This is a genomic window from Streptomyces sp. NPDC102441, assembly GCF_044765585.1.
Lineage (GTDB): Bacteria > Actinomycetota > Actinomycetes > Streptomycetales > Streptomycetaceae > Streptomyces.
In genome coordinates, this window is record NZ_JBIWKH010000008.1 from 144,772 (window position 1) to 166,728 (window position 21,957).

Genomic DNA, 21,957 nt, shown 5'->3' on the forward strand with positions numbered 1-21,957 from the left:
CGGCTTCCGCCCACGTAGACTGGTGGGCTGTTGTCCGGCCGTTCGCCGTTCGCCGTTTCCTTTTTCCTGACCTCTGGAGCCACCCCCTCATGCAGAACGAATCCACCTCGTCGCAGGCCGGGGAGTCGCAGGCGGGGGAGTCCCTGATCGGTCGGGAGTACGAGGTCGAGGTCGGCCCCGTCGCTCACGGCGGCCACTGCATCGCCCGCACGTCCGAGGGCCAGGTGCTCTTCGTGCGCCACACCCTCCCCGGTGAGAAGGTCGTCGCCCGGATCACCGAGGGCGAGAGCGACTCGCGTTTCCTGCGCGCCGACGCGGTCACGGTCGTCGAGGCGTCAAAGGACCGGGTCAAGGCCCCTTGTCCTTACGCCGGGCCCGGCAAGTGCGGCGGCTGCGACTGGCAGCACGCCAAGCCCGGAGCCCAGCGTCGCCTCAAGGGCGAAGTGATCGCCGAGCAGCTCCAGCGTCTCGCGGGCCTCACGCCCGAGGAGGCCGGCTGGGACGGCACGGTCATGCCCGCCGAGGGCGACAAGCTCCCGCCGGGCGAGGTCCCGGCCTGGCGCACGCGCGTCCAGTACGCCATCGACGAGGACGGCCGGGTCGGGCTGCGCAAGCACCGCTCGCACGACGTCGAGATCATCGACGAGTGCCTGATCGCCGCCCCCGGCGTCTCCGAGCTCGGCGTCGAGAAGCAGGACTGGCCGCAGATGGCCGCGGTGGAGGCCATCTCCGCCACCGGCTCCCACGACCGCCAGGTCATCCTGACCCCCAGGGAGGGCGGCCGCCTCCCGCTCGTCGAGCTGGACAAGCCCGTCTCCGTGCTCCGCGTGGAGGAGAAGGACGGCGGAGTCCACCGCGTCCACGGCCGCGCCTTCGTCCGTGAGCGCGCCGACGACCGTACGTACCGCGTCGGCTCGGGCGGCTTCTGGCAGGTGCACCCGCAGGCGGCCGACACGCTGGTCCGCGCGGTCATGCAGGGACTGCTGCCCCGCAAGAACGACATGGCGCTGGACCTCTACTGCGGCGTCGGCCTGTTCGCCGGCGCCATCGGCCAGCGCATCGGCGAGAAGGGCGCGGTGCTGGGCATCGAGTCCGGAAAGCGCGCGGTCGAGGACGCCCGGCACAACCTGAAGGACCTGGACCGGGTCCGCATCGAACACGGCAAGGTCGACCAGGTCCTGCCGCGTACGGGCATCACCGAGTGCGACCTGATCGTCCTGGACCCGCCGCGCGCGGGCGCGGGCAAGCAGGTCATCAAGCAGCTCGCGGGTCTGGGCGCGCGCAAGATCGCGTACGTGGCCTGCGACCCGGCGGCGCTGGCGCGGGACATCGCGTACTTCCGGGACGGGGGGTACAAGGTGCGGACGCTGCGGGCGTTCGACCTGTTCCCGATGACCCATCATGTCGAGTGCGTGGCGATCCTTGAGCCTGCTGACAAGGGCGCCTGACCTGCGGTTTTGTGATCCGGGTGAGATGCTCGACCTGTTTCCCTCCATGGAGAGGGTCGCTCGGCTTGACGCTCGAATCGGGAGTGTCAACCTCACGGGCCTCTCCGGCTGGGGCCGTGCGGGCCGGACCCTCGGCATGGAGAGTGAGGAACTCTTCCCGGCGGCGGGGCGCCATGTACCGGTCATTGCCAAGCGCCTGTCGGCCTGGTTCCCCGTTTCCTGAGGTTCGACGACGTGAGGGCCGGGCCCGCGCGTGCCCGTCCCTCACGTCGTCGACGGTGGGCACCGAGGCCGGGCCGGTGGAGGCCGCCCTTTCGTGTCTCTCAGCCTGGGTCTCGCGACCCGCGGATTGCTATCTCCTCCGCACCCCTGGAGCTAGTCAGCCAAGGTCAGCTCGTTGGTGGTATCCATCCCAGCCGTCCTGACCACCGCCCGGCAGAACTCCACGGGAGGGCAGTAGCGGTGCTCCGTGATGTAGTGGATGACGAGGTTGGGAGCCGAGTAGACAGTGCCGGCGGCGTCCTGTGCCCGGATCTCAGCAGAGCCGAGCCACACCTGGGTGTCGTAGGCCGGACCACCAAGAATGACGGGCCGCTCGGTGGAGCAGAACTCGCAGTCGTGGACACCGCGCGTCTGGTTGTCGTAGGCACTGCTGAGGGCCTTCAGCGCATCTATCACACGGTCGTCCACGATCCCGGTGCGGTAAGCACAATCGGGCGCCAACCAACCGACGTTGAGCATTTCCTGGTCCGATGTGGCGTACGCGTAGGTGGTCATGTCGGGGTAGTGGGGCATAACCAGTCCTCAGCGTGGGCTTGCTCACCGTGATCGACCCCGACATCATCCTTAGGTCTGTGCCCGGGAACACCGTGTAATTCGGTATGTCCTTGGCGGGGCCGAAAATCTCCGTGGGCTTCACTTTTTTGCCCTGCTCGACGGCAAGTCCGACGGGCTGTCCGAGCATTTTCCCATCCTCGACGTAGAGGCAGCCCCAGGTACCAACCGGGACCACCGACCTGATCCTGCCCGGCCGAAGCCACCGGATGTCAGTGCTGCGGGCCATACTCGTGCCGCGGCGCCACCCGGGCAGCGCAGCACGAGGGGAGCAACATGGCTGAGGTGCTGGTCTTCCACCATGGACACGGGCTGACCGCCGGCGTTCGCGAGTTCGCCGAGCAGCTGCGGCGGGCCGGACACACCGTCCACGCCCCAGACCTATACGAGGGGCAGGTGTTCGACAGCATCGAGGAGGGCGCTGGCTACGCCGAGAACGCGGGGTTCGACACGATCATCGCGCGCGGAACCGTCGCCGCCGAGGGGCTGCCTGCGGAGCTCGTCTACGTCGGGTTCTCGCTCGGCGTCCTGCCGGCGCAGAAGCTGGCCACGACCCGCCCCGGCGCAAAGGGCGCACTGCTGCTCGAGGCATGCGTCCCGGTCTCGGAGTTCGGCGGCGCCTGGCCCCAGGACGTCCCGGTTCAGATCCACGGCATGGACACAGATCCGTTTTTCGCCGGGGAGGGCGACGTGGACGCCGCCCGTGCGCTCGTCGGGACGGCGACGGATGCCGAGCTGTTCCTCTACCCCGGCGACAGGCACCTGTTCACCGACAGCAGCCTCCCGTCCTACGACGAACAGGCCGCAAATCAGGTCAACCATCGGGTGCTCGGCTTCCTCGACCGCATCAAGTAGGGGATCAACCACCTGATCCTGTCCGGCTGGCGACCTCGCGGCCCGTCCACCGTCCCTGTGGACGGGCCGTCCCGTGAGACCACCCAGGCGAGTTACAGCATCGGCCTCAACTCCCCGTCGCGGACATGTAGTCTATGAATCGTCGCAGTTCAGAGCCGGTTCACGAGTTCCTGCGGTCGGTAGAGTTGAGTACAAGCGGGGCACTGACGCAGGGGTGATCAACCAGGGCCTCTACTACATGGCGTGGCTCATGGCCCACAGGGACGCCTTCCGGAGCCTGGTCCGCGACCGGTTCGTGACCGCGGCCGCCTCCGAGGTCCTGTGGAGCGTGCCACGGCTGATCTGCATCACCGGCGGCTTCACCCGCTACGACGCACATGCGGTGCGCGAGCACCGGCGGAGGTCGACCTCGTTCCAGGTTTCACCCGGCGGTGATGATGCGCTGGTAGTCCCATGGCAGCGCGATTCCTCCACGCCCGGCTCGCGGTGCGGGATCAGCGTCACCGCCCGCCCGCTCACCTGCCTGGGCACCGGCCCGCCCGAGGCACGTTTCTCGGCGAGCTCCCCGGTCATCCGTTCAAGGACCCGCTCGGCGACGGCACGTTCGTCCCGCTCGGCACGCACTTCCGTAAGCTGTTTGACCAGCCGTTCTTCGAGTTCGTCCAGTTCCGCGCGACGCAGGGTGATCCGTTCCAGCAGCTCGGGATCCAGCATGGACGGATCGTAGAAGGTCGCTCACCACAGCGATCAAGTACCGGACAATCGAGTCCCTCCCTCGAAGGGGAGGGACTGTGGTCATGCCGCCATGCGGGTGCCGTGGCGCCAGACGGCACGGGTGTTGAGGGTGTCGCTGATGTTGCTGGTCGGGTCGCCGTCGACCAGCAGGAGGTCGGCGCGGAGGCCCTCGGCGATGCGGCCCCGGTCGCTCAGGCGGAAGCGGCGGGCCGTGGTCGCCGTGGCCGCGCGCAGGGCCCGTGCGGGTGTGAGGCCGGCTGTCACCAGGTATTGCAGTTCGTGGTGCAGGCTCGCTCCGTGTGCCAGGCCCCCGAAGAACGTCTCGGGCATGGAGACGTCGGTGCCGGCGAGCACGTCGACACCGGCAGCGTCCAGTGCGCGCACGGTGTCGTACACGTCGTGGAGCTTGCCCTGCGGGTAGCGGTCATAGCTGGAGCGCAGGGCCCGGTCCCAGTCGGCGTCGAGGCGTGCGGCGACCCGGGGGTCGTCGGCGAGTTCGCTGCCGGTGATCCCCATCATCGAGGCGTTGAGAGTGACGCAGGGGATGACGAACATGCCCGCGCCCTTGATCAGACTGATGATCTCGGCGGTGTGCGGCTGGTCCATGAACACGTGGGTCACGCCGTCGATGCCGGCTTCGGCGGCCGTCCTGGTGGCCTCCACGGTCAGCGCGTGGGCCACGGTGAGGGCGCCGTACTTCTTGGCTTCGGCGACACCGGCGTTCACGGTGGCCTGGTCGAGCGCGGGCAGCCCGGGGTGTCCCTCTACGCTGCCGTCGTCGATCATGAACTTGATGAAGTCGGATCCCCGGGCGAGGAGCTGCGGCACGAAGGCGGCGGCCTCCTCGGGTGTGGTGGAGAACGGCATCAGGGGCATCACCGGGGGAAGGTCCCACTTGGGCCGATACCCTTCGGGCATCAGCTCGCTCGGGTGACCACCGGGCGGTGTGATGGCGAAGCCGGAGGAGCGCACGTCAGCCTGTGTGTCGTCGTCGGTGATGAGCCCCCGGTTCTCCCGGGTGTTCATCCCCTGCATCTCCAGTTCGGTCGTCACCCCGAACCGCAGGGCGAGCGCCAGGGAGCCCGGGGCGGAGTGGACGTGGGCGTCGATGAGTCCCGGCAGCAGTGTGGCGCCGCTGCCGTCGACGATCTCGCTGCCCTCGGGAGCGTCGCCACCGACGCGGGCGATCCTCCCGCCGTCGATGACCACGGTCCGCACGCCGACCGCCCTCTCCCCGTCGAAGACCTGCGCGTTGGTGATCGCTGTGAGCGCCATGACGGTCCGCCTCTTTTCCTAGCCCGTTCAAGATTTACATACCTAATGCTATGGACTTATTGAATGGTATGCAAATGTGCTGGCCGGGCCTAGACTCGGCACATGAGCAGCACCTCCTCCGAGCGGCCCCCCGACGACCGGACGCTGGATCAGATCGGCCCGGCGCTGTCCCGTCTGCGGCGACGGGTACCGGCAACGGGCAAGGACCTCTCCCGCAACCTCGTGCTCAACGTCATCGCCGACGCGCCGGGCGAGACGACTGTCGGCGGGCTTGCCGCCGAGATGGGCGTCGCGCAGCCGGTGGCCAGCCGGACCGTCGCCGCCTGCATAGCGGACGGGCTGCTGCGGCGGGCGGCATCCCAGTCCGACGGACGCCGCACCGTGCTCGAACTCACCGAGCACGGCGAGGCCGAACGCAACCGCTTCGCCGTCGAACAGCGAGAAGCGTTCCTGGAGATCACTGTCGCCTGGTCACCGGAGGAGCGGACCCAGTTCGCACGGCTCCTGACTCGATACGGAGTCGACGCCACCGCCTGGTCCAGGAAACAGCCCCCAAGCCGCGATTGAGCGAGCAGCGGCCCGAGACCGAGCCACGGCCAGAAGCCCAGGCGTCGATCGCGCTGACGGGCGGTCTACCGTTCCGGCACTCACCCGTGAACAGGGTGCGAGTCCTGGTAACCGACCACACCGGCCCTTTGACGTGTGACTGCAAGTAGGCGGCAACTCAGTGGTCCGTCAGCTGCTGGTGCGGGCAGTTAAACCGTCCGCCTGTTCGCCTCGCACGGCGCAACCGGCACAACTGGCGAGCAGATCGCCCAAGCCGTCGGCATCTCATCCCGCACCCTGTGGCGTCACTTCCCCAGCAAGGAAAGCTGCGTACTGCCACTCCTCGGCTGCCAGCACGGCGAGCGATGCCAGGCCGATGGTGGCCCGGGACCAGTGGTGGGGCATGTTTCTGCCTGTCTGGGGTCGTTTCTGATGAAATACGCGGACGCTCATGCGTCGATTTCCTGGCAGTGGTGCCCGCGGTCTGCGCGTGCGCTCCGGAAGGACTTGAATCCCCGGACGGCCGGCGAGCCCAGTGCGGTGAACGCGAGGCCCGTGCTGACCGTGAAGGCATACGAGGCCCATGTGCTGCTCGCGCCCGTGGCCGCTTCCAATGTCGAGAGCAGTTTCCTGCCCACGGGGTAGGTGGCTGCGGCCAGGACGATGATGAGCCAGAACGGCACGTTCTTCAGCTGCTTGGCCGCCACGACCATGGCCAGAACGGTGACCAGGACGATGATGACGTCGGTTCGATCCATGCGTTGATCGTCTCGCCCGGTGACCGCTGTGGCGTCTGCCACCAGGAGGAACGTCTTCTAGGCCGGAAGACCTAGGTGGGCGGCACCGCTCACCCCGGTACACCGGGGTGAGCGCAGAGTCTGCCGACGCTGGGGCCGGTGTTCTGCGCCGGCTTACGCTCGTACACTCGTGCCAAATGGGAAAGACTCGAGGCCTGCTCCTGCCGGGCGGGTTCGCGGTGGCACAACTGCTGCTGTGGTGGGTCGACCTCGCGACGCTGGAGAAGTCTCCGAGTGTTACGGCGTGGCTCGCTGCCCTTACCGGCACGGCCCTCACCACACATGCGCTCGAACGGCGAAACCGGTCGCCGCTCCCCGCCCTCGGCCAGATCCTCGTGTCGTCCGTGCTGGTGCAGATTCTGGCGCCGCCCGACACCATGGGCATGGTGGCAGGCCTGGCGGTCCTGATGGCGCTCTTCTCGGTTACCGCGCTGTGTGACTGGACCGTGAGCCTGGGCGCGACTGCCGCTGCCGCCGTCGTGCAGCTCCTGCCGGGCGTCGCACGATACGAGTCCGGCAGCGCTCTCGTCTCCCACTGGCTTGTCATCGTCGGCCTGTACCTGCTGGCCTCCGCTCTCGGCGCCGGCCGTCGGCACCGGCTGCGGGAACGGCAGGTGACGGAAGAGCGGCTGACCCGTGCCGAGCGGGAGCTGGGGCAGGCCGCCGAGACCGAACGCCACCGGCTCGCGAACGAGTTGCACGACATCAGCGCGCATCACCTCACCTCTGTCGTGGTGTCCGTCGAAGCAGCCCGCAGGCTCGGTGAAAGCAGACCTGAACTGGTCGCGGAAGCCCTCACGTTCGCAAGCCGCACCGCGCGGGAGACCCAGGTGGCGCTGCGACGTCTCGTGGCAGTCATGCGCGTGGGCGAGCCACCGGATCCCCCGTCGATGACTGCTTCGATCGAGGCCCTGATCGCGGGCTTCGGCAGACTGGGCCGCCCGGTCTCCGTCTCCCTTCCCGCCGATCTCGTCGGCCCTGCGGCGGAGGCCGCCCACGGCATCATCCGGGAGGCTCTGACCAATGCCCTGCGCTACGCGCCGGGTGCCGCCGTCGTGATCCGGGCGATACGAGCCGAGGGGGCTCTGCACCTGAGCGTCGACAACAGCAGGCCGCCCGGCGGCACCGACGGCGACAAGCTGGGTATCGGCTCCGGCCGCGGTGTGGAGGGGATGGACCGACGCGCCGCCGCTGTCGGCGGACAGCTGACCGCGGGGCCCCGGCCTGACGGGGGCTGGCGCGTGCACGCCGTACTGCCCGATGCCGGGACCGCACGGCAGCCGGCCACGGGACGACGGCGCAACTTCACACGGGAGCAGCGGATCGCGGACGGGGCGGTCTTCGGCTCGCTCACCGCGGCATCGGTGAGCTACGCCATCGAGAAGGCGGTGGAGGCCGAATACGGAGTTCTGGTCTGCCTGCTGCTCACGCTGCTGCTGACCGCTCACGCGCTGCCGCTGCTGTGGCGCCGACGAGCCCCTTGGCTGGCCCTCGGCGTGATCGGGGCCACCGCCCTCGTATGGCCTGTGCTGCTGGGCAGCGGTGTGCTGCCGTCGTCCAGTGCGAACTGTCTCCTGGGCGGCGGACTTGTCGAACTGGCCGCCGTCTACGGTGTCGCGGCTTACGGCCGCGTGCTGAAACCTGCAACCGGGCCTGCCGACCGAGGTGTCCAGCCCTCGCACACACAGAAGAGGCATCCGTCCGGCTACCGGCTGTCGTATCTGTCGGTTCCTGCCATGGTTGTCTCGTTCGGCGTCTCGATGACGGCTGCCTTCACCGGCGACGGGATGCTGTTGGGGGAACCGGCCGATTCCCTTCTCGTTCTGTTCCTCTTCGCCGAGGTGCTGGTGGGGCTCGTCCTGGTGTTCACGGCGACGTGGTGGGCGGGGTGGTTGATGCACACGCGCCGCAGACGGGCGGTGGGCCGCGAGGACGCGGTGTTCACGGGCCTGCTTTCGAGTACGAGGGACGTGGTCCACAGCGAGCGGCAACGAGTCGCCGGCGGTCTGCAGGAGGCGGTGCTCCAGCAGACGACTCGGGTGATCTCCGCGGCGGAGGCGGGCAGTCCGGGCGAGGTCACCGCCGCCACGAGAGCGACGTTGGCCGCCATGCGTCAGCTGCTCGGGAGCCTGGACGCCGGTACTGCACCGACGGCGCCTCGGAAGGCTGCCGTACGGAGCGCCCCCCGCGCATAGGTGTGGCCGACCCCGCGCATGGGCGTGGCCGACACCCCGCATGGGCGTGGCCGACACCTCACCCGTCCGTGCGGGAGCGCTCGCGTTCCGGCTCACCGCGTGTGCGTGGGCCGGCGTGGCATGTCTTGTTCATGGCCCCGTGGGAGAATGCGACGCAGGCGAGGGGCCCCTCGCGGGGCGGGGAGAGGAGATGTGCCATCACCATCCGTGTGCTGGTCGTGGATGATCAGGTGATCGTTCGTGCGGGCTTCGCCGCGATTCTGTCGGCTGAGGCCGATATGACCGTGGTCGGTGAGGCCGCGGACGGGGACGCGGCAGTGGCGATGGCAGCCGAGCTCGCGCCCGACCTGGTGCTGATGGACATTCGTATGCCCGGTATGGACGGGCTGACGGCTACCCGGCTGATCACGCGTCACAGCAGTCGGCCCAAGGTCCTTGTTCTCACCACGTTCGATCTCGACGCCTACGTCTACGAAGCTCTGCGTGCCGGATGCTCCGGTTTCCTGCTCAAGGATTCCGAGCCGGAGGCCCTTCTGGCCGCGATAAGGGTTGTGGTTTCCGGTGATGGTGTTCTCGCGCCCGCGGTCACGGGACGTCTGATAGCGGCCTTCGCTCACGGCGCCCCGGTGGTTCCGGAGGTCACCGGAGCCCTGAACAGCCTCACTCATCGTGAACGCGAGATCATGACTCTGGTTGCCACCGGCTTGAGCAACACGGAGATAGGGGAGCACCTCGCGCTGGCCCTTGGCACGGTGAAAGCGCATGTAAGCGCGGTACTCAACAAGTTGGGCCTACGAGATCGCGTTCAGGCGACCATTCTCGCCTATGAGAGCGGACTGATCCGCCCGCTGGGGATGCCGACTCCCTGAGAAGCTCTCAGAGCTGCGTACGGATTTCGCCGAGGGTGGCCCGAGCCTGCCGCAGACTGCTGGGGCTTCCTGTCTACGCCGGGCAAGCAGCTCACCAGGGCACCGACGAACTGCCGGACGACGAGGCGGTGATCGCGGAGGACGGAGCCGCACCCACACTCGAGCGGTACCGGCCGTTGTGCGTCCCTCGCCCCGCACGTCAGCCCGAACCGCAACGAGTGGGCGTCCGGATGGTCATGGCGTGTGACGCCGACGGGGGGCGCGGGCTTTCACCTCTTCGCGCGGGCCGACATCCATGATCACGCCGTCGCGGCAGGACCGCTCCGTCGGGCAGGCGGCGCTCGTGCGGCCCGATGACCACGAGCTCGGCCGAGATCAGCGCTCCCGTCTCCGTCGGTGCTCCGTTCGTCACACGCGCGAAGCCGACAGGGCCGGATTTCCGATTGCCGCGGATCTGCTGGAGCTCGGTCAGGGTGTCCACCTCCCACGCCAGGTGCGCGAGCCCGGGACGTCGGCCCGGGCTCTGCGGGGAAGTCGGGCCCTCGATCTGCATGAAGGCCAGGTCGTGGTCGTTGGTCGACTCCTCGGCCTTCATGAACGCGGCCTCGGGCACCTTGCCGCCGTCGGCGTGGAGGCGGTGGTCGATGCGGAAGCTCAGCAGGTCGGTGTAGAAGGCGACACTGCGTTCGACGTCGCGGACGTAGAGCACGGCGTGGTTGAGGCGCTGGACGGGCATGTCACTCCTCGCTTACTTACGATTAGTGCGTAGCCCTACCGTAGGGATGTAGCGAGGGCCTCACAAAAGCCACATTGATGTACGCAAGGCACACCGCTGACCCTGGCCGTGCCGCCGCCCTGCATCCGGGCAACGCCTGGCCTGTCGATGCCCCACACCCGTGCGAGAGCTGGCCGACAACGGCCGAGGTTCCGGGAGGCCCTCGACCGGAGACCCCGCCCGAAGGCGACACTCAGCCGCCTTCGACTGCCCGGCGCACGGTAGCGGCGATGGGGGTGAGTGCGGCCGCGAGGTGGCGGCGCTGAGCGGCGCTGAGCGGATCGAACACGAGCCGCTTCACCTGTGCGACGTGTTCCGGTGCGCTCTCGACGAGCTTCTGCCGGCCGGTGTCGGTCAGGGCGGCAAGGGTGTATCGACCGTCGCTGGGGTCGGGCCGGCGCACGACCCAGTCGCGGGCTTCGAAGCGGTCCGTCACCTTCGACAGGCGGGGCTGGGTGCTGTCGCAGACCCGGGCCAGTTCGCTGAGCCGCATCGTGGCCTCGTCGGCCATGGACAGCTGGGCCAGAACCCCGTACTCGAAGTTGGAGATGCCTGCGTCTCGCTGCAGCTGGCGGTCGAGGGCCGCCGGGAGGGCGATGACGATCGTGAGCAGCGCCTGCCACAAGTCCTGCTGGTCGTCGTCGAGCCAGGGTGAGTGGGTGTCCATGAGCCCCATCATACTTGCCCGGGCAACTCGCATCACTTGCCTGGGCAACTCATGATGGGCTAGCTTTCAACTTGCCTCAGCAAGTGAAAACACTTGCTGAGGCAAGTGAAGGAGTTTTCGATGACCATCACGAGCAGCCTGGCCCCCCGGGGCGGCTTCCCGCCGCAGACACCAGCCGCGGCGTACGACGACCTCCTTGCCCGGGCCCTGCCACAGACGCGCGAGCAGCGGGTGTGGAACCCCTCCGACGGGCCACTGCCCAGCCTCTTCGTCAGCCACGGGGCTCCGTTCACCCTGGACGATCCGCAGTGGCTCAGCGACCTCTTCGACTGGGCCGTGTCGATGCCCAAACCCCGGGCCGTCGTCGTCGTCTCGGCCCACTGGGAACGGGCACCGGTCGCTATATCCGGAGCCGCGGCCGGCACCCCGCTCCACTACGATTTCAGCGGCTTCCACCCCCGCTACAAGACCCTTCCCTACGCGACCCCGGACGCCACCGACCTCGCTCGGCGACTCAGCGGCCTGCTGGGCCGGACGCCGGTGCACGAGTTCGCCGAGCGCGGCCTCGACCACGGCGCCTTCATCCCGCTCATGGCCATGTACCCCGCGGCCGACGTCCCGGTCGTGCAGCTGTCGATGCCTAGCCTCGACCCCAGCGCTCTGCTCAGGCTCGGGGCACGACTGCGGCCCCTGCGTGAAGAAGGCATCCTCGTTCTCGGCTCCGGCTTCATGACGCACAGCTTCGCCGTCTTCCGTCGGCCCGAGCTCGCCGCCGACACCACGGCGTTCGACGAATGGGCCGTCGACGCCCTCTCCCGGGGCGACGCGGACGCCCTCACCGACTACCGCAACAAGGCACCCGGCGCCGCGGTCGCCCATCCGACGGCAGAACACTTCGTCCCGCTGCTGCTCACCGTCGGCGCCGCCGATGACCCCGGCAGCGCCGTGAGCGCCATCGACCGCATGGTGATGGGCAACTCCACCCGGTCGCTGCAGCTGACCTGAGCGCTCGACGTGCCTCACCTCCCCGCCTGATCGCCTCATCTGTTGGCGACGGCATCGACACTCTCTGAAGGAACTTCCGTGAAGGCAGTACGTTTCCACGAGTTCGGCAGCAGCGACGTCCTGCGCTACGAGGACGTAGACCGTCCGGTCCCCGGCACCGGGCAGGTGCTGGTGCGGGTGGCGGCCACGTCGTTCAACCCGGTCGACGACCACATCCGCGCCGGTGTCATGGCCGAGATGATGCCGATCACTCTCCCGTACGTGCCAGGGATCGACCTGGCGGGCACCGTCGCCGAACTCGACGCGGACGTCACCGGCCTGGAGGTCGGCGACCCGGTCGTGGCGATGCTGCCCCTCGACTCCGCCGGCGGCGCCGCCGAGTACGTGCTCGCCCAGGCCGAGTCCCTGGCCCCGGCGCCCCGGACGACCGAGCTGGTCGACGCCGCGGCGCTGCCCCTGACCGGTCTGGCGGCCTGGCAGACGGTCTTCGAGCTCGCCGAACTGAAGCCCGGTCAGACCGTCCTGGTCAACGGGGCAGGGGGCGCCGTCGGCAGCCTCGTGGTGCAGCTCGCCGTCGACGCTGGAGCACACGTGACCGCAGTGGACGCGCCGCAGCACGCCGACCGCCTCCGGGGCTACGGCGCGGACCGGGTCGTCGGCCCCCTCGCCCCCGCCGCGGGGCCGGCCGCTGTGGGCGGTCCGTTCCAGGTCGTGGTGAACCATGTGCGCGTCTCCCCGGAGGAGCTCGCGCAGCTGACGCACTACGTCGCCGACGGTGGGGTCGCCGCCAGCACAGCCGGCCCGGTCCCCGAGGGCCCCGCCCGGGGAGTGCGCAGCGCGAGCCTGTGGGTCCGCAGCGACGGAGCCCAGCTGGCCGAGCTGGTCGCCAAGGTGGAGGCCGGCAAGCTCCGGCTCCACGTCGCCGCCCACCGGCCGGTGACCGAGCTGGCCGCCGTGCATGAGGATGCTGGCGCAGGGCGGCTGCCCGGCAAGGTGGTCGTGCTCGCTCCCTGATCACGTCCTTCCCGCGCCCGACCGGCCCGGCCCGCCGTTCGTTCTCCCGCCGGTGGGCCGCCCGTTCGTGGCACCAGCGCACCACGCGGCGAGGGCTGCATCGGCCGCTGCGCGGGAAGCTGAGGACGGGCTGGCCGCAGCTGGCTGCACAGACGCCCCGACGGGACGTTGGCCGGCGATAGGGCCGATGTCGACGCCCTTGTCGTACAGGGCGTCGGCATCGGCGTGAAGGAGTGGCGGCGGGAGCGGGACGTGCTCCAGGCCGCGGAGCGCGCGCTGTGTTGCCGGTTCGGCCCCGTCCTGAGGGCAGCAACTGGCGACATCGGCCCGTAGCTGGGCACGGACGAGCGGTGTCGGTCAGGTCGTGCCGGGGCAGGTCGGTGTGGGCCGATGGTCCAGCTCGACGGGAGTGTGTGCTGGTGATGCCTACGCGCTTCAGCCACGGAGCTGAAATTGCTCCCTTTCCAGCGTCGTCCCCTCCGCCGACTCTGGCAGAGACGGTTGTGGGTAACACTGGGGGGAGCCGCGATGTCCGAACCGCTCTATGTTCCCGTCCTGCCGGTCCGGCAGCACGCCCGAATGGCCTACGAGCATCTGCAGCCGGACATACAGGCAGCAGTGATGCCACTCTGGAACCTTCCGCCATGTCCGGGGCTGCCCCGAATGGAACTGAGCGGGGCTCGGTGGCAGAAGGAGCTTCGTCGGGTCAGAGGCGCCCACCGCCGCCATCCAGGCTGGATAGATGCTCCGTTCGCGGAGGAGGCGCAGGTACCGGCACTTGCCGGCATCCTCTCCGAGCACTGTGCCTTGACTCCGCTTCGTCCGGTCACCGGGCCTCAGCGGAGCGTGGCTCAGCAAGCGGCCGCGCTGGAGACCGCCCGCCGAACAGGCCGGGGCATCGGCATCCGGGTATGCGTGCCGGGCGAGTGGAATGATTGTACGGTTGCTGCGGTCCGGGCACTTGTCATCAAGGCTGCACCTGATGTTCGCGTCGACTTATTGCTGGATCTGGGCAGTGTCCTGCCGGGGCGTCCCGGCGCAGGAAAGGATGCGCTGCGAGCTTTGGATGCGTTGGTCCCCCTGGCCTCCTGGCGGACCACCGCAGTGCTCGGTGGTGGGTTTCCCCAGGTTGCTGATGGTCTGATGGAAGTCGGAGACCTGCACGAAGAGCCCCGGAGCGACTGGCAGATGTGGCACGAGATTCGTTCGAGTGGCCGCGGCTACGTCACGTCTCTGGTGTTTGGCGACTACGGTATCCAGCCGGTTTCCGCCCTCGCTCAACTGCCAGCGGGCGGTGGCCCACCTTGGGGCGTGCTTCGCTATACCGTCGAGAACTCCTTCGTGCTGTGCAAGGTACTGACCGGCGGGCCTGACCGTACGGCGGTGGTCCGGACAGCTGCCCGCCGCATTCGCCATCTGGCCGACTTTCGAGGGGCGGCGGCCAGCGCCGGAGAAGCCTGGCTGCGCGACTGTGCTGACGGCTCCGTAGCGGACAGCGGGGGAACCGGCAGTCACACGCAATGGCTTCGTGCCGGCAGCATCCAGCATTTTACGTACGTCGTCCGATACGCATGGCCGCCTGCCTAGAATCAGCGGTACCGGTCGCGGCCCGACGGGCTTCCCTACGAGGACATGCCCCCACCCGCACGAGTCACTCGTGCCCTGGGGGAATCACCTCGTGTCTATGCTCCTGCTCAAGTTGGCGGCGCATGATCTACTCACGCTGGACAAGCGGCACCGCATGGTGCCGCATCTGGCTGCCAGATGGCGGCACTTTCGTGGTGCCGACGCTTCTGAGACGGAGCGTTCGGCGTGGGCCGAGAGCTTGGTGAGCCTGGCAACGGATCTGGTTGCTGCCGGGCGGGGCAACGTGGAGATGATCGTAGAATGCGCCGCCACGCTCGACGAAGCAGATCGTGTCGACCCTCGGCTCATCGATGTGATTCTCGTGGGTCAGCATCCACAAGAGCGAGGGCTTTCCTTGCAGCTTGTCGAGTTGAAGCGCTGGTCAAGCGTGACCCGGGTGGAACAAGCTACAGCTGACCTGGTGCGTGTCTCCGGCATGGAAGAGAAGAAACACCCCGCCCTGCAGCTGCGGGAATACTACGAGGCGTTCACGAGCAGCAGAGGCCCTCTGTATGGCATCGACTACGAGTGCGGTGGTTTCACCTATCTGCACAATGCCACCGACGCCTCCGTACGGCCTCTTCTCGAGGTCGATGCGCCGACGGGCGCCTACGCACAGCTGTACACGAGCGACCGGAGAGAAGCACTGCTCTCCGACCTGCGGAGAAGCTTCGCAGTCGAAGGCGGTGCTGCCGCGGCGGAAGTCCTCCTGCGCGGCATGGGATTGCGGAATACGCCTCTGCTGGACGCGATGATCTGGTCACGTGGTGATGACACAGTCTTCACTTTGCGGGGTCGGCAGAAGAAGGTCGCTGAACAGATTCTCGATGCGGCTTCCCAAGTTCTGCCGAACCCCCAGAGCCCAGCCCTTGTGCCGGACGAGCGGCGTGTGGTGTTCCTGGTGACAGGAGGCCCCGGCACCGGAAAGAGCGCCATCGGTCTTCAGATCAAGGCGGAGCTCGAGGCCAAGGGCCGAACGGTCAAGTACGCCAGCGGCAGCAGGGCTTTCAACGGTGCGATCCAGGAGCACGTCGGTTACGGGGACCGAGAATTCAAGGAGACCTTTACCTACTTCAGCAGTTTCGTGACCCCGCCGGACCCACCGCTGGACACTCTGATCTGCGACGAAGCCCACCGACTCAGGGACCGTTCGACGAGTCGCTTCTGGAAGCCTGAGCAGCAAGGAACTCAGCCTCAGGTGGACGATCTCCTTGATGCGTCCCGTCTGACAGTGTTCTTCCTTGACGAAGGCCAGTCCGTGCGACCGAATGAGGTCGGAACCGTCGACCTCATCAAGGACGCGGCGCGTCGGCGTGGTGCCCAACTCCTTGAGTACGGCCTCCGTGAACAGTTCCGGTGCGGTGGGAGCGATGCCTACCTTCGCTGGCTCCATGCCGTGCTGGGTGTGTCTGACGACAAGCCCGAAACGTGGAAGCCTGATGGTCTGATGCATATCGAAGTGGCGGACACCCCGGAGGAGCTCGAGGAGATTGTTCGTACCGAAGCTCTGGCCGGAGCCTCGGCGCGCATGGTCGCTGGCTACTGCTGGCCTTGGACGAAACCGATCGGCGAAGAGAAGCGGTTGGAGGACGACGTACGCATCGGGGAGTGGCACCGGCCATGGAACGCAGACAGCGAGTCGTTCTGCGCCAACGAGGCACCTCCGTCGAATATCTGGTCCGTACATAAGAATGGTCTTGACCAGATTGGCTGTGTCTACACTGCCCAAGGTCTCGAATGGGACTGGTGTGGCGTGATCATGGGTGATGACATGGTGCGCCGGGGCGATCGATGGGTCTTTCGCCGAGGTAAGGAACGCAAGCTTCCGGATTCCGATATCAAACGTGTTGCAGTGCCGGGTTCGTTCGACCCGAAGGTCAAGCCCCGCAGTGTCAACGACACAGAGTTCGCACGGTTGGTCAGGCACGCCTATCACGTACTGATGACCCGAGCGAGTCGTGCGACCGTGCTCTACTCCACGGACGAGGAGACGCAGACCTACCTGAAGAAGATGGTGGGCGAGGTCGAGATTCACGGGTTGCGCCCGACGTGGGAAAACCTTCCGCGGGAAGCACGTATTCCGCACCTGCCTCGGCCCCGTGGGGCGAAGCGAACGCGGCGGAACCGGAAGAAGCCGGGGAACTACGAGCCCGACCTGCGATTGTTCTGACAGACCCGCCGATGGAGTGGTGGCGGGCTCTCCGGGCCCGCCACCGGCCTGCGTCAGAAAAGCAGGCTTGCTGCCGCAGTCAGGACCGCCACCACGAGATTGGCGACGACACCCGAGGCGACGTCGTACAGGACCTTGCGGAGCCGGTGACGACGTGCAGGCGCGTACTCGACGGGGTTCATGCGGGACCACTCCTTGGTGTGAGCCGGGAATGGCAGGGACAGCCCTACCGGGCATCCGCACTCACACCGCGCACACTCGCGCGATGGAAACCACTCGCCGGTCACGGTCAGGAACCGGTTCCAGAACGCCGCTGACGTACCCTCCGGGAAGGCGCACAGCATGAACAACACTAGTACAAAGTCGAGTTGGAGTGATCCAATTTTTGAGGTCGCTGCTCGGATCCCGACATGAGGTTGGAGGGAGGGACGATCAGCGACGTGATCGTGTGCGAGCGCTTCGGTCAGCCAGTTCCTTGCCCATGGTGGTGACGCACGCGGTTCCTGGAGGACCGCACGAGCCGCGTCGAAGTCGGCGAGCCTCGCAGCGACTGTGGCCACCGCTAGCCGTTCGGGCAGGGCTCCGGAGAATTTCAGGCCGTGCACGGCGCGACGGTCGACATCCGGAAGCACCAGGGCCGAGCCGTTGCCGGCGGACTCACGGCTCGCACGCCACATGTCAGGAGTGAGGTCTTCGCGCAGGCGCACATAGCAGTCAGTCGGCCGCTGGGCGGGGTCGGCGATCGAAGGCAGTGTTGCGTCCGCGCGATAACCGGCCCAGGTCCACCATCGGACGTCCTTGCCGTGGCGGACCACAAGAGTCGCTTCAGAGCGTACGAGCTCGGACGCCTCCTCCTCCCGCCATTCGGCCAGACACACCTCGGCCCGGCGTGTCAGGGATACCGGAGGGGCCGGCCCCCAGCAAAACCTCCCGCACCGCGCGCGAGAGGGTGTACGAGAGGCCGACGAGCGAGCCACTGCTCCACTTAGACGATGTCCTACGTGGTGAGTCGAAGGAGTCGCTTGTAGCAGCAGAGCGTGGCAGCGAGTCCGAGGAACGCCAGGTAGTTGCGAGGGTGGCAGCGAGTCCGAGGAACGCCAGGTAGTTGCGAGGGTGGCGCTCGTACCGGGGGCTGAGACTGCGGTAGCCGGATAGTCATGACATGGTCCGCTCGATCACCCACCGGCGGCGTCCTAATCGTTCGCTGGACTCGATGCCTTGGCGGGCGATACGGATGCCGATGTGCTTGCCCCATAGCCATTTGCGCAGGTGAGGTACGTCGTAGGCTTTGTCTGCGTGGAGACGTCGGGGTCTGAAGTAGCGCCCGCGGTAGGGGTCGTGTCTCGTTTGGTGGCCCTCGACCAGGGGCTTTAGTGCGAGGCTGTCGTGGACGTTCGCGGCGGAGAGGCCGACGACCAGGGGCAGTCCGTTCGCATCCGACAGGACGTGCATCTTGGAGCCCGGCTTCCCTCGGTCCACGGGGCTTGGACCTGTGTGGACGCCCCCTTTTTTTGCCCGCACGTGCGCGGAGTCCAGGACGACACGGGAGACATCGATGAGGCCGACGTCGTCCAGCCGGTGCAGGACTGCTTCGTGGAGGCGGCCCCAGACGCCGGCTCTCGGCCAGATCATGAACCGCCGGTGCACCGTCGACTTCGACACCCCGAAGCACGGCGGCAACGCCCGCCACGAACAGCCGCTGACCGGCACATAGATGATCGCTGCGAACAGCGTCTCATCAGGCGTGTTCTGTGTAACGGTCCCCGTGGCGCTCGCGCAGGGAGCGGATGTTGTCGAAGAGCGCGTCCGTCCGGTATACCTGCGGCGTCCGCGCCTCGGGGTGCAGCTTCTTCACATGACTGACGTAGCCACCGAGGACCCACTGCTCCAAGGCCTTCGCCAGGAGCATGTGGTACGGCACGAGGAGGAAGTTCTTCCCGGTCGTGCCGAGCCAGGCGTGCTTGGTCAGTGCGGGGTCGAGATCGTCGCGGGACCTGGCGGCGGGGCTGCCGCTCAGCAGCGCGTGAAGCACCGCCACGAAGTGCGACTTACCCGAACCGAACGAGCCGTGCAGACAGGCAGCCTTGGACGTGTGGCCGTCCAGGGCTGCCTTGATCAGCCGGGGCGCCTCGTCGAAGTTGTCCCGCAGGCTCCGTGACCACGTAGTCCCGCAGAGCACGCTCTGCGCCCTCCGGGGCCGTCGCCTCCGAGAGCTGGAGGACGAAGTCCGAGGTCGAGAGGGACTCCTTGATGTCGATGACATCGCGGAGCAGGGGCGGCTGCTGGTCCATGGGCGGATCTCACTCTCCGGCGGGCGGTGGCGCCGGTGCCGGTCCGATCGTATGGCGCAGGTACGACAACGGACCAATACTTCCGCAATCACCGGATCAGGCGGGAACGGCCGTCTTGACCACTGTCTCCGGGTGGACGAGCGAGCGCAGTTTCTCGCGGGTCTCCGGATCCGTGGAGTAGATCATCGTCCCGACCATCCCCCGGGTCAGCAGCACCTTGTACGTGTTGCGGATGAGCCGGTTGACTTCGACGTCCGGGGTGGCCTTGGTGAAGATCGGATCCTTCGAAGCGGTGCGGTTTACCACCCACTGGTCGGTGCGCCACACCAGGTCCGGTCCCATGATCACGCCCGACCAGTCGTACTCGAAGCCCTGGGCGGTGTACACACAGCCCACCTGCCCGGAACCGGCGGGGTCGGTGGCCCACAGCGGTGCCGACGGGGCGCCGAACAGGGACCTGTCGCCGGGCACGTTCCAGGGCCGTGACCAGGCGCCGATGACCACGTCGCGCGGCAGTTCAGACATCTCAGGGGTGATTCTCGTGGTCCACTTCCAGCAGTATCCGGCCGCCATGCGCGCGCTGTACTTCTCCTCGCGGCGGGCGACGAGGAAGTCCTCCAGCTCCTGGGGGCTCTCGGCGGTCAGTAGCTCCACCTTGCCGTCAGGCGTCCAGACCCTCGGCTCGTCGCCCTCGAGGCCGAGCAGGCTCGTGACCCACTGCACGTAGGCCTCGCTGCCGCCGCAGCGGAACTGGCTGTCCAGCTCCACCACGACGCAGTCGAGACCTTGCGCGGCGGCGGCGTCCTTGATCTGCTCCTTGGTCCCCATCTCGCCGGGGCGCACCACCTGGTGCTGGTCGAGCAGGAATACCGGCACCAAGGCCGCGTCGATCAGCTCCGCCACCTGCGGGCGACCGGTGCGCAGGGCCGCCTTGGTGTAGCGGTTGGCGGACGTCTTACGAAGCCGGTGGGCCTCGTCGCAGATGAGGACATCGAGGTCGTTCGGCTCGGCATCCATGAAGCTGTTGAAGTACTTGAACAGCTGCTTCACCTCGGGCTTACGTGCGCCGGCGACCTTACGCATGGTCTTGGTGAACGACGCTGAACCGGTCGCGTGCAGAGCGGTGTCGCCGCGCCGGAACAGCTCGCCGAGGAGCGACAGCGCGATGACGCTCTTGCCGGAACCGGGGCCGCCGGTCACGACGACGACCTGTTTGTGATTCGACCGCTTGGCCTTGCGCACCGCCGACAGCACCAGCTCGTAGGCGATCCGCTGCTCGTCGAGGAGGACGAACTGCTCGCGGTCCCGGACTTCTGCCGCCGCGACGGCCATCAACTGCTTCGACGGGCGCATCCTGCCCTGGACGAGCAGGTCGCCGGCCCCCGCACCGGACTGGGGTGCGAGCCGCGACCGCAGGAAGTCGAGGAACGCCCCGCGCTGTTCGGCGGTGTACATACGGCCCTGGAGGTCCTCCGGGACCTCACGCAGGGAACTGATGTCGGACTCCGTCGCGTTGTGCAGGAACGCCACCCCGGCGACCGCCTCCGGAGTCCGCTCCAGCGCACTGTTGAACGAGAGCAGATAGGAGCAGTAGCCGCGGACCTGCTCGATCGGGTTGAGGACGGGACGCGGGTATGCGTCTATCCAGCAGAGGAGAGGGTCCTCCTCCTCCGCGAAGGCCTGACTCCACTGCTTGAGCTCGACCACGACGTACGACGGCTCGCCGGTCGATGGGTGGACCCCGGCGAGTATTACGTCGGCGCGCTTGCTGGTCAGGGGGAGGGTGTACTCGATCAGCATCTCCACGTCGCCGAGGCCGGCGTCGAGCAGTGCGCCTGTGAGGGCGGGGATACTGCGCTCCCAGGACCGCACCTCGGAGGTTCCGGGCCGATAGCCGTGCGCGTGCTGGAAGTTCTCCATCAGGTGCAGCGCCAGCGCGCCTTCCAGGTTGCGGGCGGCGACGGTCGCGGCGGACTCGCGGAACAGCAAGGAATTGCCCCCAGGCAGCACGAAGTAACTCGTGCGGGTGGGGGCATGTCCTCTTCAGTCCGCTGACGCGGAACGGAAGCCCGTCGGGCCGCAGATGATCTCGTTCATCCTAGGTCAGGGGACTGATCGGGCGGCAGCGTTTTCGGGCTGAACAGCGGTCGGCATGTCGACGTGCACGGCATCGGCGAAACGAGGGCAATCGCCCTGGATACCTGGCGTAAACGTCTGGTTGTCGAAGCTCGAGCCCGACAACCGGTCTCCCTCAGTCCGGCAGAGCGTCAGGCGATCGAGGCGGCCGGCGACCACCGCGGGTCCAGCTCATGGCTCTGCGCAAGGGCGTGGAGTCGGAGACAGATGCGCTGCGTGTGCGGGCACGCAAGCAGATGGAAGACGGACAAGAGCGGCTCAGCCGTCAAAACTCCCTTGCGGGGGACCGGGCCCGGCAACAGCGCCAGAATTTCAGTGATCGGGCGATCACTCTCCGGAACAACGGCGTGCTTCACAGGGCGTTGAGTGACGCGGTCGAGGGTGCCAGTCTTCGGCAACTCGGATTGTCGTTCGTGCCCTATGTCCGGTTCCTCTACATCGCTGGCTGACTCCACGGTCATGCGCTGCCGGCGCGCACGGGCGTGGGCCGCGATGTGGCTGCTTGAGGGGGCCCTGCCGCATTGGGCTCGGCGCTCGTTGGACGCTCGAAGGTGTGAAGCCGCGCCACCCCGAACTTGCTTAGGGCTCCGACCAGGTAAATCGATGATTTCGTTGTGCGTGACGTCATTCCGATGACCTCGCACGTGGAGTGCGTAGTGACTCTGGAGCCCGCCGACAAAAGCACCTGACCTGCGGGTTTGTGGCTCTGGTGGGTCGCT

The 21,957-nt window shown here is 67.6% G+C and carries 17 protein-coding genes and 6 pseudogenes; 12 read left to right on the top strand and 11 right to left on the bottom strand.

Annotated elements, in window-relative coordinates; translation table 11 throughout:
* Positions 1-89 precede the first annotated feature (89 nt).
* Entirely contained in the window at positions 90-1,448 is a 1,359-nt protein-coding gene (locus tag ACIREO_RS19300) for a class I SAM-dependent RNA methyltransferase (protein ID WP_404111391.1), read from the top strand.
* Between the two features lie 375 nt (positions 1,449-1,823).
* Here ACIREO_RS19300 and ACIREO_RS19305 read toward each other — a convergent pair whose 3' ends face one another.
* The gene (locus ACIREO_RS19305) at positions 1,824-2,243 is read right to left on the bottom strand and encodes a hypothetical protein (protein ID WP_404111394.1); all 420 of its coding nucleotides are present in this window, start codon (positions 2,241-2,243) and stop codon (positions 1,824-1,826) included.
* A gap of 67 nt (positions 2,244-2,310) precedes the next feature.
* A pseudogene (locus tag ACIREO_RS19310) lies at positions 2,311-2,511 on the bottom strand (putative adhesin); the annotation flags it as partial.
* Positions 2,512-2,549: 38 nt separating this feature from the next.
* On the opposite strand from ACIREO_RS19310, the pseudogene ACIREO_RS19315 reads away from it, so the two are divergent.
* Together ACIREO_RS19315 and ACIREO_RS19320 are read left to right on the top strand one after the other, a co-directional pair.
* A pseudogene (locus ACIREO_RS19315) lies at positions 2,550-3,137 on the top strand (dienelactone hydrolase family protein); the annotation flags it as partial.
* Between the two features lie 184 nt (positions 3,138-3,321).
* Positions 3,322-3,541: pseudogene (locus ACIREO_RS19320) on the top strand (transporter); the annotation flags it as partial.
* Here ACIREO_RS19320 and ACIREO_RS19325 read toward each other — a convergent pair.
* Positions 3,504-3,851 carry a hypothetical protein gene (locus ACIREO_RS19325; RefSeq protein WP_404112016.1) on the bottom strand — a complete coding sequence of 116 codons (348 nt, stop codon included), beginning with the start codon at positions 3,849-3,851 and terminating at the stop codon, positions 3,504-3,506. The pseudogene ACIREO_RS19320 and the gene ACIREO_RS19325 sit on opposite strands and share 38 nt — an antisense overlap.
* An 81-nt stretch (positions 3,852-3,932) precedes the next feature.
* Positions 3,933-5,147 (bottom strand): amidohydrolase family protein, encoded by a 1,215-nt coding sequence (locus ACIREO_RS19330; protein WP_404111396.1) that lies wholly within the window; start codon positions 5,145-5,147, stop codon positions 3,933-3,935.
* A gap of 102 nt (positions 5,148-5,249) precedes the next feature.
* On the opposite strand from ACIREO_RS19330, the gene ACIREO_RS19335 reads away from it, so the two are divergent.
* Both ACIREO_RS19335 and ACIREO_RS19340 read left to right on the top strand, forming a co-directional pair.
* The gene (locus tag ACIREO_RS19335) at positions 5,250-5,714 is read left to right on the top strand and encodes a MarR family winged helix-turn-helix transcriptional regulator (protein ID WP_404111399.1); all 465 of its coding nucleotides are present in this window, start codon (positions 5,250-5,252) and stop codon (positions 5,712-5,714) included.
* Between the two features lie 195 nt (positions 5,715-5,909).
* Positions 5,910-6,038, top strand: a pseudogene (locus ACIREO_RS19340) (helix-turn-helix domain-containing protein); the annotation flags it as partial.
* A 104-nt stretch (positions 6,039-6,142) separates the two neighbouring features.
* Here ACIREO_RS19340 and ACIREO_RS19345 read toward each other — a convergent pair.
* The gene (locus tag ACIREO_RS19345) at positions 6,143-6,451 is read right to left on the bottom strand and encodes a hypothetical protein (protein ID WP_404111402.1); all 309 of its coding nucleotides are present in this window, start codon (positions 6,449-6,451) and stop codon (positions 6,143-6,145) included.
* Positions 6,452-6,627: 176 nt separating this feature from the next.
* On the opposite strand from ACIREO_RS19345, the gene ACIREO_RS19350 reads away from it, so the two are divergent.
* A complete protein-coding gene (locus ACIREO_RS19350) occupies positions 6,628-8,685 on the top strand; it encodes a sensor histidine kinase (RefSeq protein ID WP_404111405.1) in 2,058 nt (685 codons plus the stop codon).
* Positions 8,686-8,882: 197 nt separating this feature from the next.
* Complete coding sequence (locus ACIREO_RS19355) at positions 8,883-9,554, top strand: response regulator (protein ID WP_404111986.1); 672 nt, start codon at positions 8,883-8,885, stop codon at positions 9,552-9,554.
* Between the two features lie 199 nt (positions 9,555-9,753).
* Here ACIREO_RS19355 and ACIREO_RS19360 read toward each other — a convergent pair whose 3' ends face one another.
* On the bottom strand, positions 9,754-10,290 hold the full coding sequence (locus ACIREO_RS19360) for a VOC family protein (RefSeq protein ID WP_404111408.1): 537 nt from the start codon (positions 10,288-10,290) through the stop codon (positions 9,754-9,756).
* Between the two features lie 232 nt (positions 10,291-10,522).
* Positions 10,523-10,996 carry a MarR family winged helix-turn-helix transcriptional regulator gene (locus tag ACIREO_RS19365; protein WP_404111410.1) on the bottom strand — a complete coding sequence of 158 codons (474 nt, stop codon included), beginning with the start codon at positions 10,994-10,996 and terminating at the stop codon, positions 10,523-10,525.
* Between the two features lie 120 nt (positions 10,997-11,116).
* Between ACIREO_RS19365 and ACIREO_RS19370 the strand changes: the two genes are divergently transcribed.
* The 4 genes from ACIREO_RS19370 (at position 11,117) to ACIREO_RS19385 (ending at position 16,811) form a co-directional block, all read left to right on the top strand.
* Positions 11,117-12,001 carry a DODA-type extradiol aromatic ring-opening family dioxygenase gene (locus ACIREO_RS19370; protein WP_404111413.1) on the top strand — a complete coding sequence of 295 codons (885 nt, stop codon included), beginning with the start codon at positions 11,117-11,119 and terminating at the stop codon, positions 11,999-12,001.
* A gap of 78 nt (positions 12,002-12,079) precedes the next feature.
* Positions 12,080-13,015: an NADP-dependent oxidoreductase gene (locus tag ACIREO_RS19375; RefSeq protein WP_404111416.1), complete on the top strand. Its 936-nt coding sequence runs from the start codon at positions 12,080-12,082 to the stop codon at positions 13,013-13,015.
* A gap of 528 nt (positions 13,016-13,543) precedes the next feature.
* Positions 13,544-14,602 (top strand): beta family protein, encoded by a 1,059-nt coding sequence (locus ACIREO_RS19380; RefSeq protein WP_404111419.1) that lies wholly within the window; start codon positions 13,544-13,546, stop codon positions 14,600-14,602.
* A 97-nt stretch (positions 14,603-14,699) separates the two neighbouring features.
* Entirely contained in the window at positions 14,700-16,811 is a 2,112-nt protein-coding gene (locus ACIREO_RS19385) for a DUF2075 domain-containing protein (protein ID WP_404111422.1), read from the top strand.
* A 53-nt stretch (positions 16,812-16,864) separates the two neighbouring features.
* Here ACIREO_RS19385 and ACIREO_RS19390 read toward each other — a convergent pair whose 3' ends face one another.
* From ACIREO_RS19390 to ACIREO_RS19405, 4 genes and pseudogenes are all read right to left on the bottom strand, one after another.
* On the bottom strand, positions 16,865-16,993 hold the full coding sequence (locus ACIREO_RS19390; RefSeq protein ID WP_404111425.1) for a DUF6408 family protein: 129 nt from the start codon (positions 16,991-16,993) through the stop codon (positions 16,865-16,867).
* An 815-nt stretch (positions 16,994-17,808) separates the two neighbouring features.
* Positions 17,809-18,575, bottom strand: a pseudogene (locus ACIREO_RS19395) (IS5 family transposase); the annotation flags it as partial.
* Positions 18,571-19,102: pseudogene (locus tag ACIREO_RS19400) on the bottom strand (phage resistance protein); the annotation flags it as partial. The pseudogenes ACIREO_RS19395 and ACIREO_RS19400, both read right to left, overlap by 5 nt.
* Positions 19,103-19,198: 96 nt before the next feature.
* Positions 19,199-21,091 (bottom strand): DNA/RNA helicase domain-containing protein, encoded by a 1,893-nt coding sequence (locus tag ACIREO_RS19405; protein ID WP_404111427.1) that lies wholly within the window; start codon positions 21,089-21,091, stop codon positions 19,199-19,201.
* A gap of 320 nt (positions 21,092-21,411) precedes the next feature.
* Between ACIREO_RS19405 and ACIREO_RS19410 the strand changes: the two genes are divergently transcribed.
* On the top strand, positions 21,412-21,687 hold the full coding sequence (locus tag ACIREO_RS19410; protein WP_404111430.1) for a hypothetical protein: 276 nt from the start codon (positions 21,412-21,414) through the stop codon (positions 21,685-21,687).
* Positions 21,688-21,957: the final 270 nt, after the last annotated feature.

What these genes read in the sequence shown, in the direction of transcription:
- ACIREO_RS19300 (WP_404111391.1), top strand. Translation starts at nt 90, where the DNA reads ATGCAGAACGAATCCACCTCGTCGCAGGCCGGGGAGTCGCAGGCGGGG.
- ACIREO_RS19305 (WP_404111394.1), bottom strand. Translation starts at nt 2,243, where the DNA reads ATGCCCCACTACCCCGACATGACCACCTACGCGTACGCCACATCGGAC.
- ACIREO_RS19325 (WP_404112016.1), bottom strand. Translation starts at nt 3,851, where the DNA reads ATGCTGGATCCCGAGCTGCTGGAACGGATCACCCTGCGTCGCGCGGAA.
- ACIREO_RS19330 (WP_404111396.1), bottom strand. Translation starts at nt 5,147, where the DNA reads ATGGCGCTCACAGCGATCACCAACGCGCAGGTCTTCGACGGGGAGAGG.
- ACIREO_RS19335 (WP_404111399.1), top strand. Translation starts at nt 5,250, where the DNA reads ATGAGCAGCACCTCCTCCGAGCGGCCCCCCGACGACCGGACGCTGGAT.
- ACIREO_RS19345 (WP_404111402.1), bottom strand. Translation starts at nt 6,451, where the DNA reads ATGGATCGAACCGACGTCATCATCGTCCTGGTCACCGTTCTGGCCATG.
- ACIREO_RS19350 (WP_404111405.1), top strand. Translation starts at nt 6,628, where the DNA reads ATGGGAAAGACTCGAGGCCTGCTCCTGCCGGGCGGGTTCGCGGTGGCA.
- ACIREO_RS19360 (WP_404111408.1), bottom strand. Translation starts at nt 10,290, where the DNA reads ATGCCCGTCCAGCGCCTCAACCACGCCGTGCTCTACGTCCGCGACGTC.
- ACIREO_RS19365 (WP_404111410.1), bottom strand. Translation starts at nt 10,996, where the DNA reads ATGGACACCCACTCACCCTGGCTCGACGACGACCAGCAGGACTTGTGG.
- ACIREO_RS19370 (WP_404111413.1), top strand. Translation starts at nt 11,117, where the DNA reads ATGACCATCACGAGCAGCCTGGCCCCCCGGGGCGGCTTCCCGCCGCAG.
- ACIREO_RS19380 (WP_404111419.1), top strand. Translation starts at nt 13,544, where the DNA reads ATGTCCGAACCGCTCTATGTTCCCGTCCTGCCGGTCCGGCAGCACGCC.
- ACIREO_RS19385 (WP_404111422.1), top strand. Translation starts at nt 14,700, where the DNA reads ATGCTCCTGCTCAAGTTGGCGGCGCATGATCTACTCACGCTGGACAAG.
- ACIREO_RS19390 (WP_404111425.1), bottom strand. Translation starts at nt 16,993, where the DNA reads ATGAACCCCGTCGAGTACGCGCCTGCACGTCGTCACCGGCTCCGCAAG.
- ACIREO_RS19410 (WP_404111430.1), top strand. Translation starts at nt 21,412, where the DNA reads ATGGCTCTGCGCAAGGGCGTGGAGTCGGAGACAGATGCGCTGCGTGTG.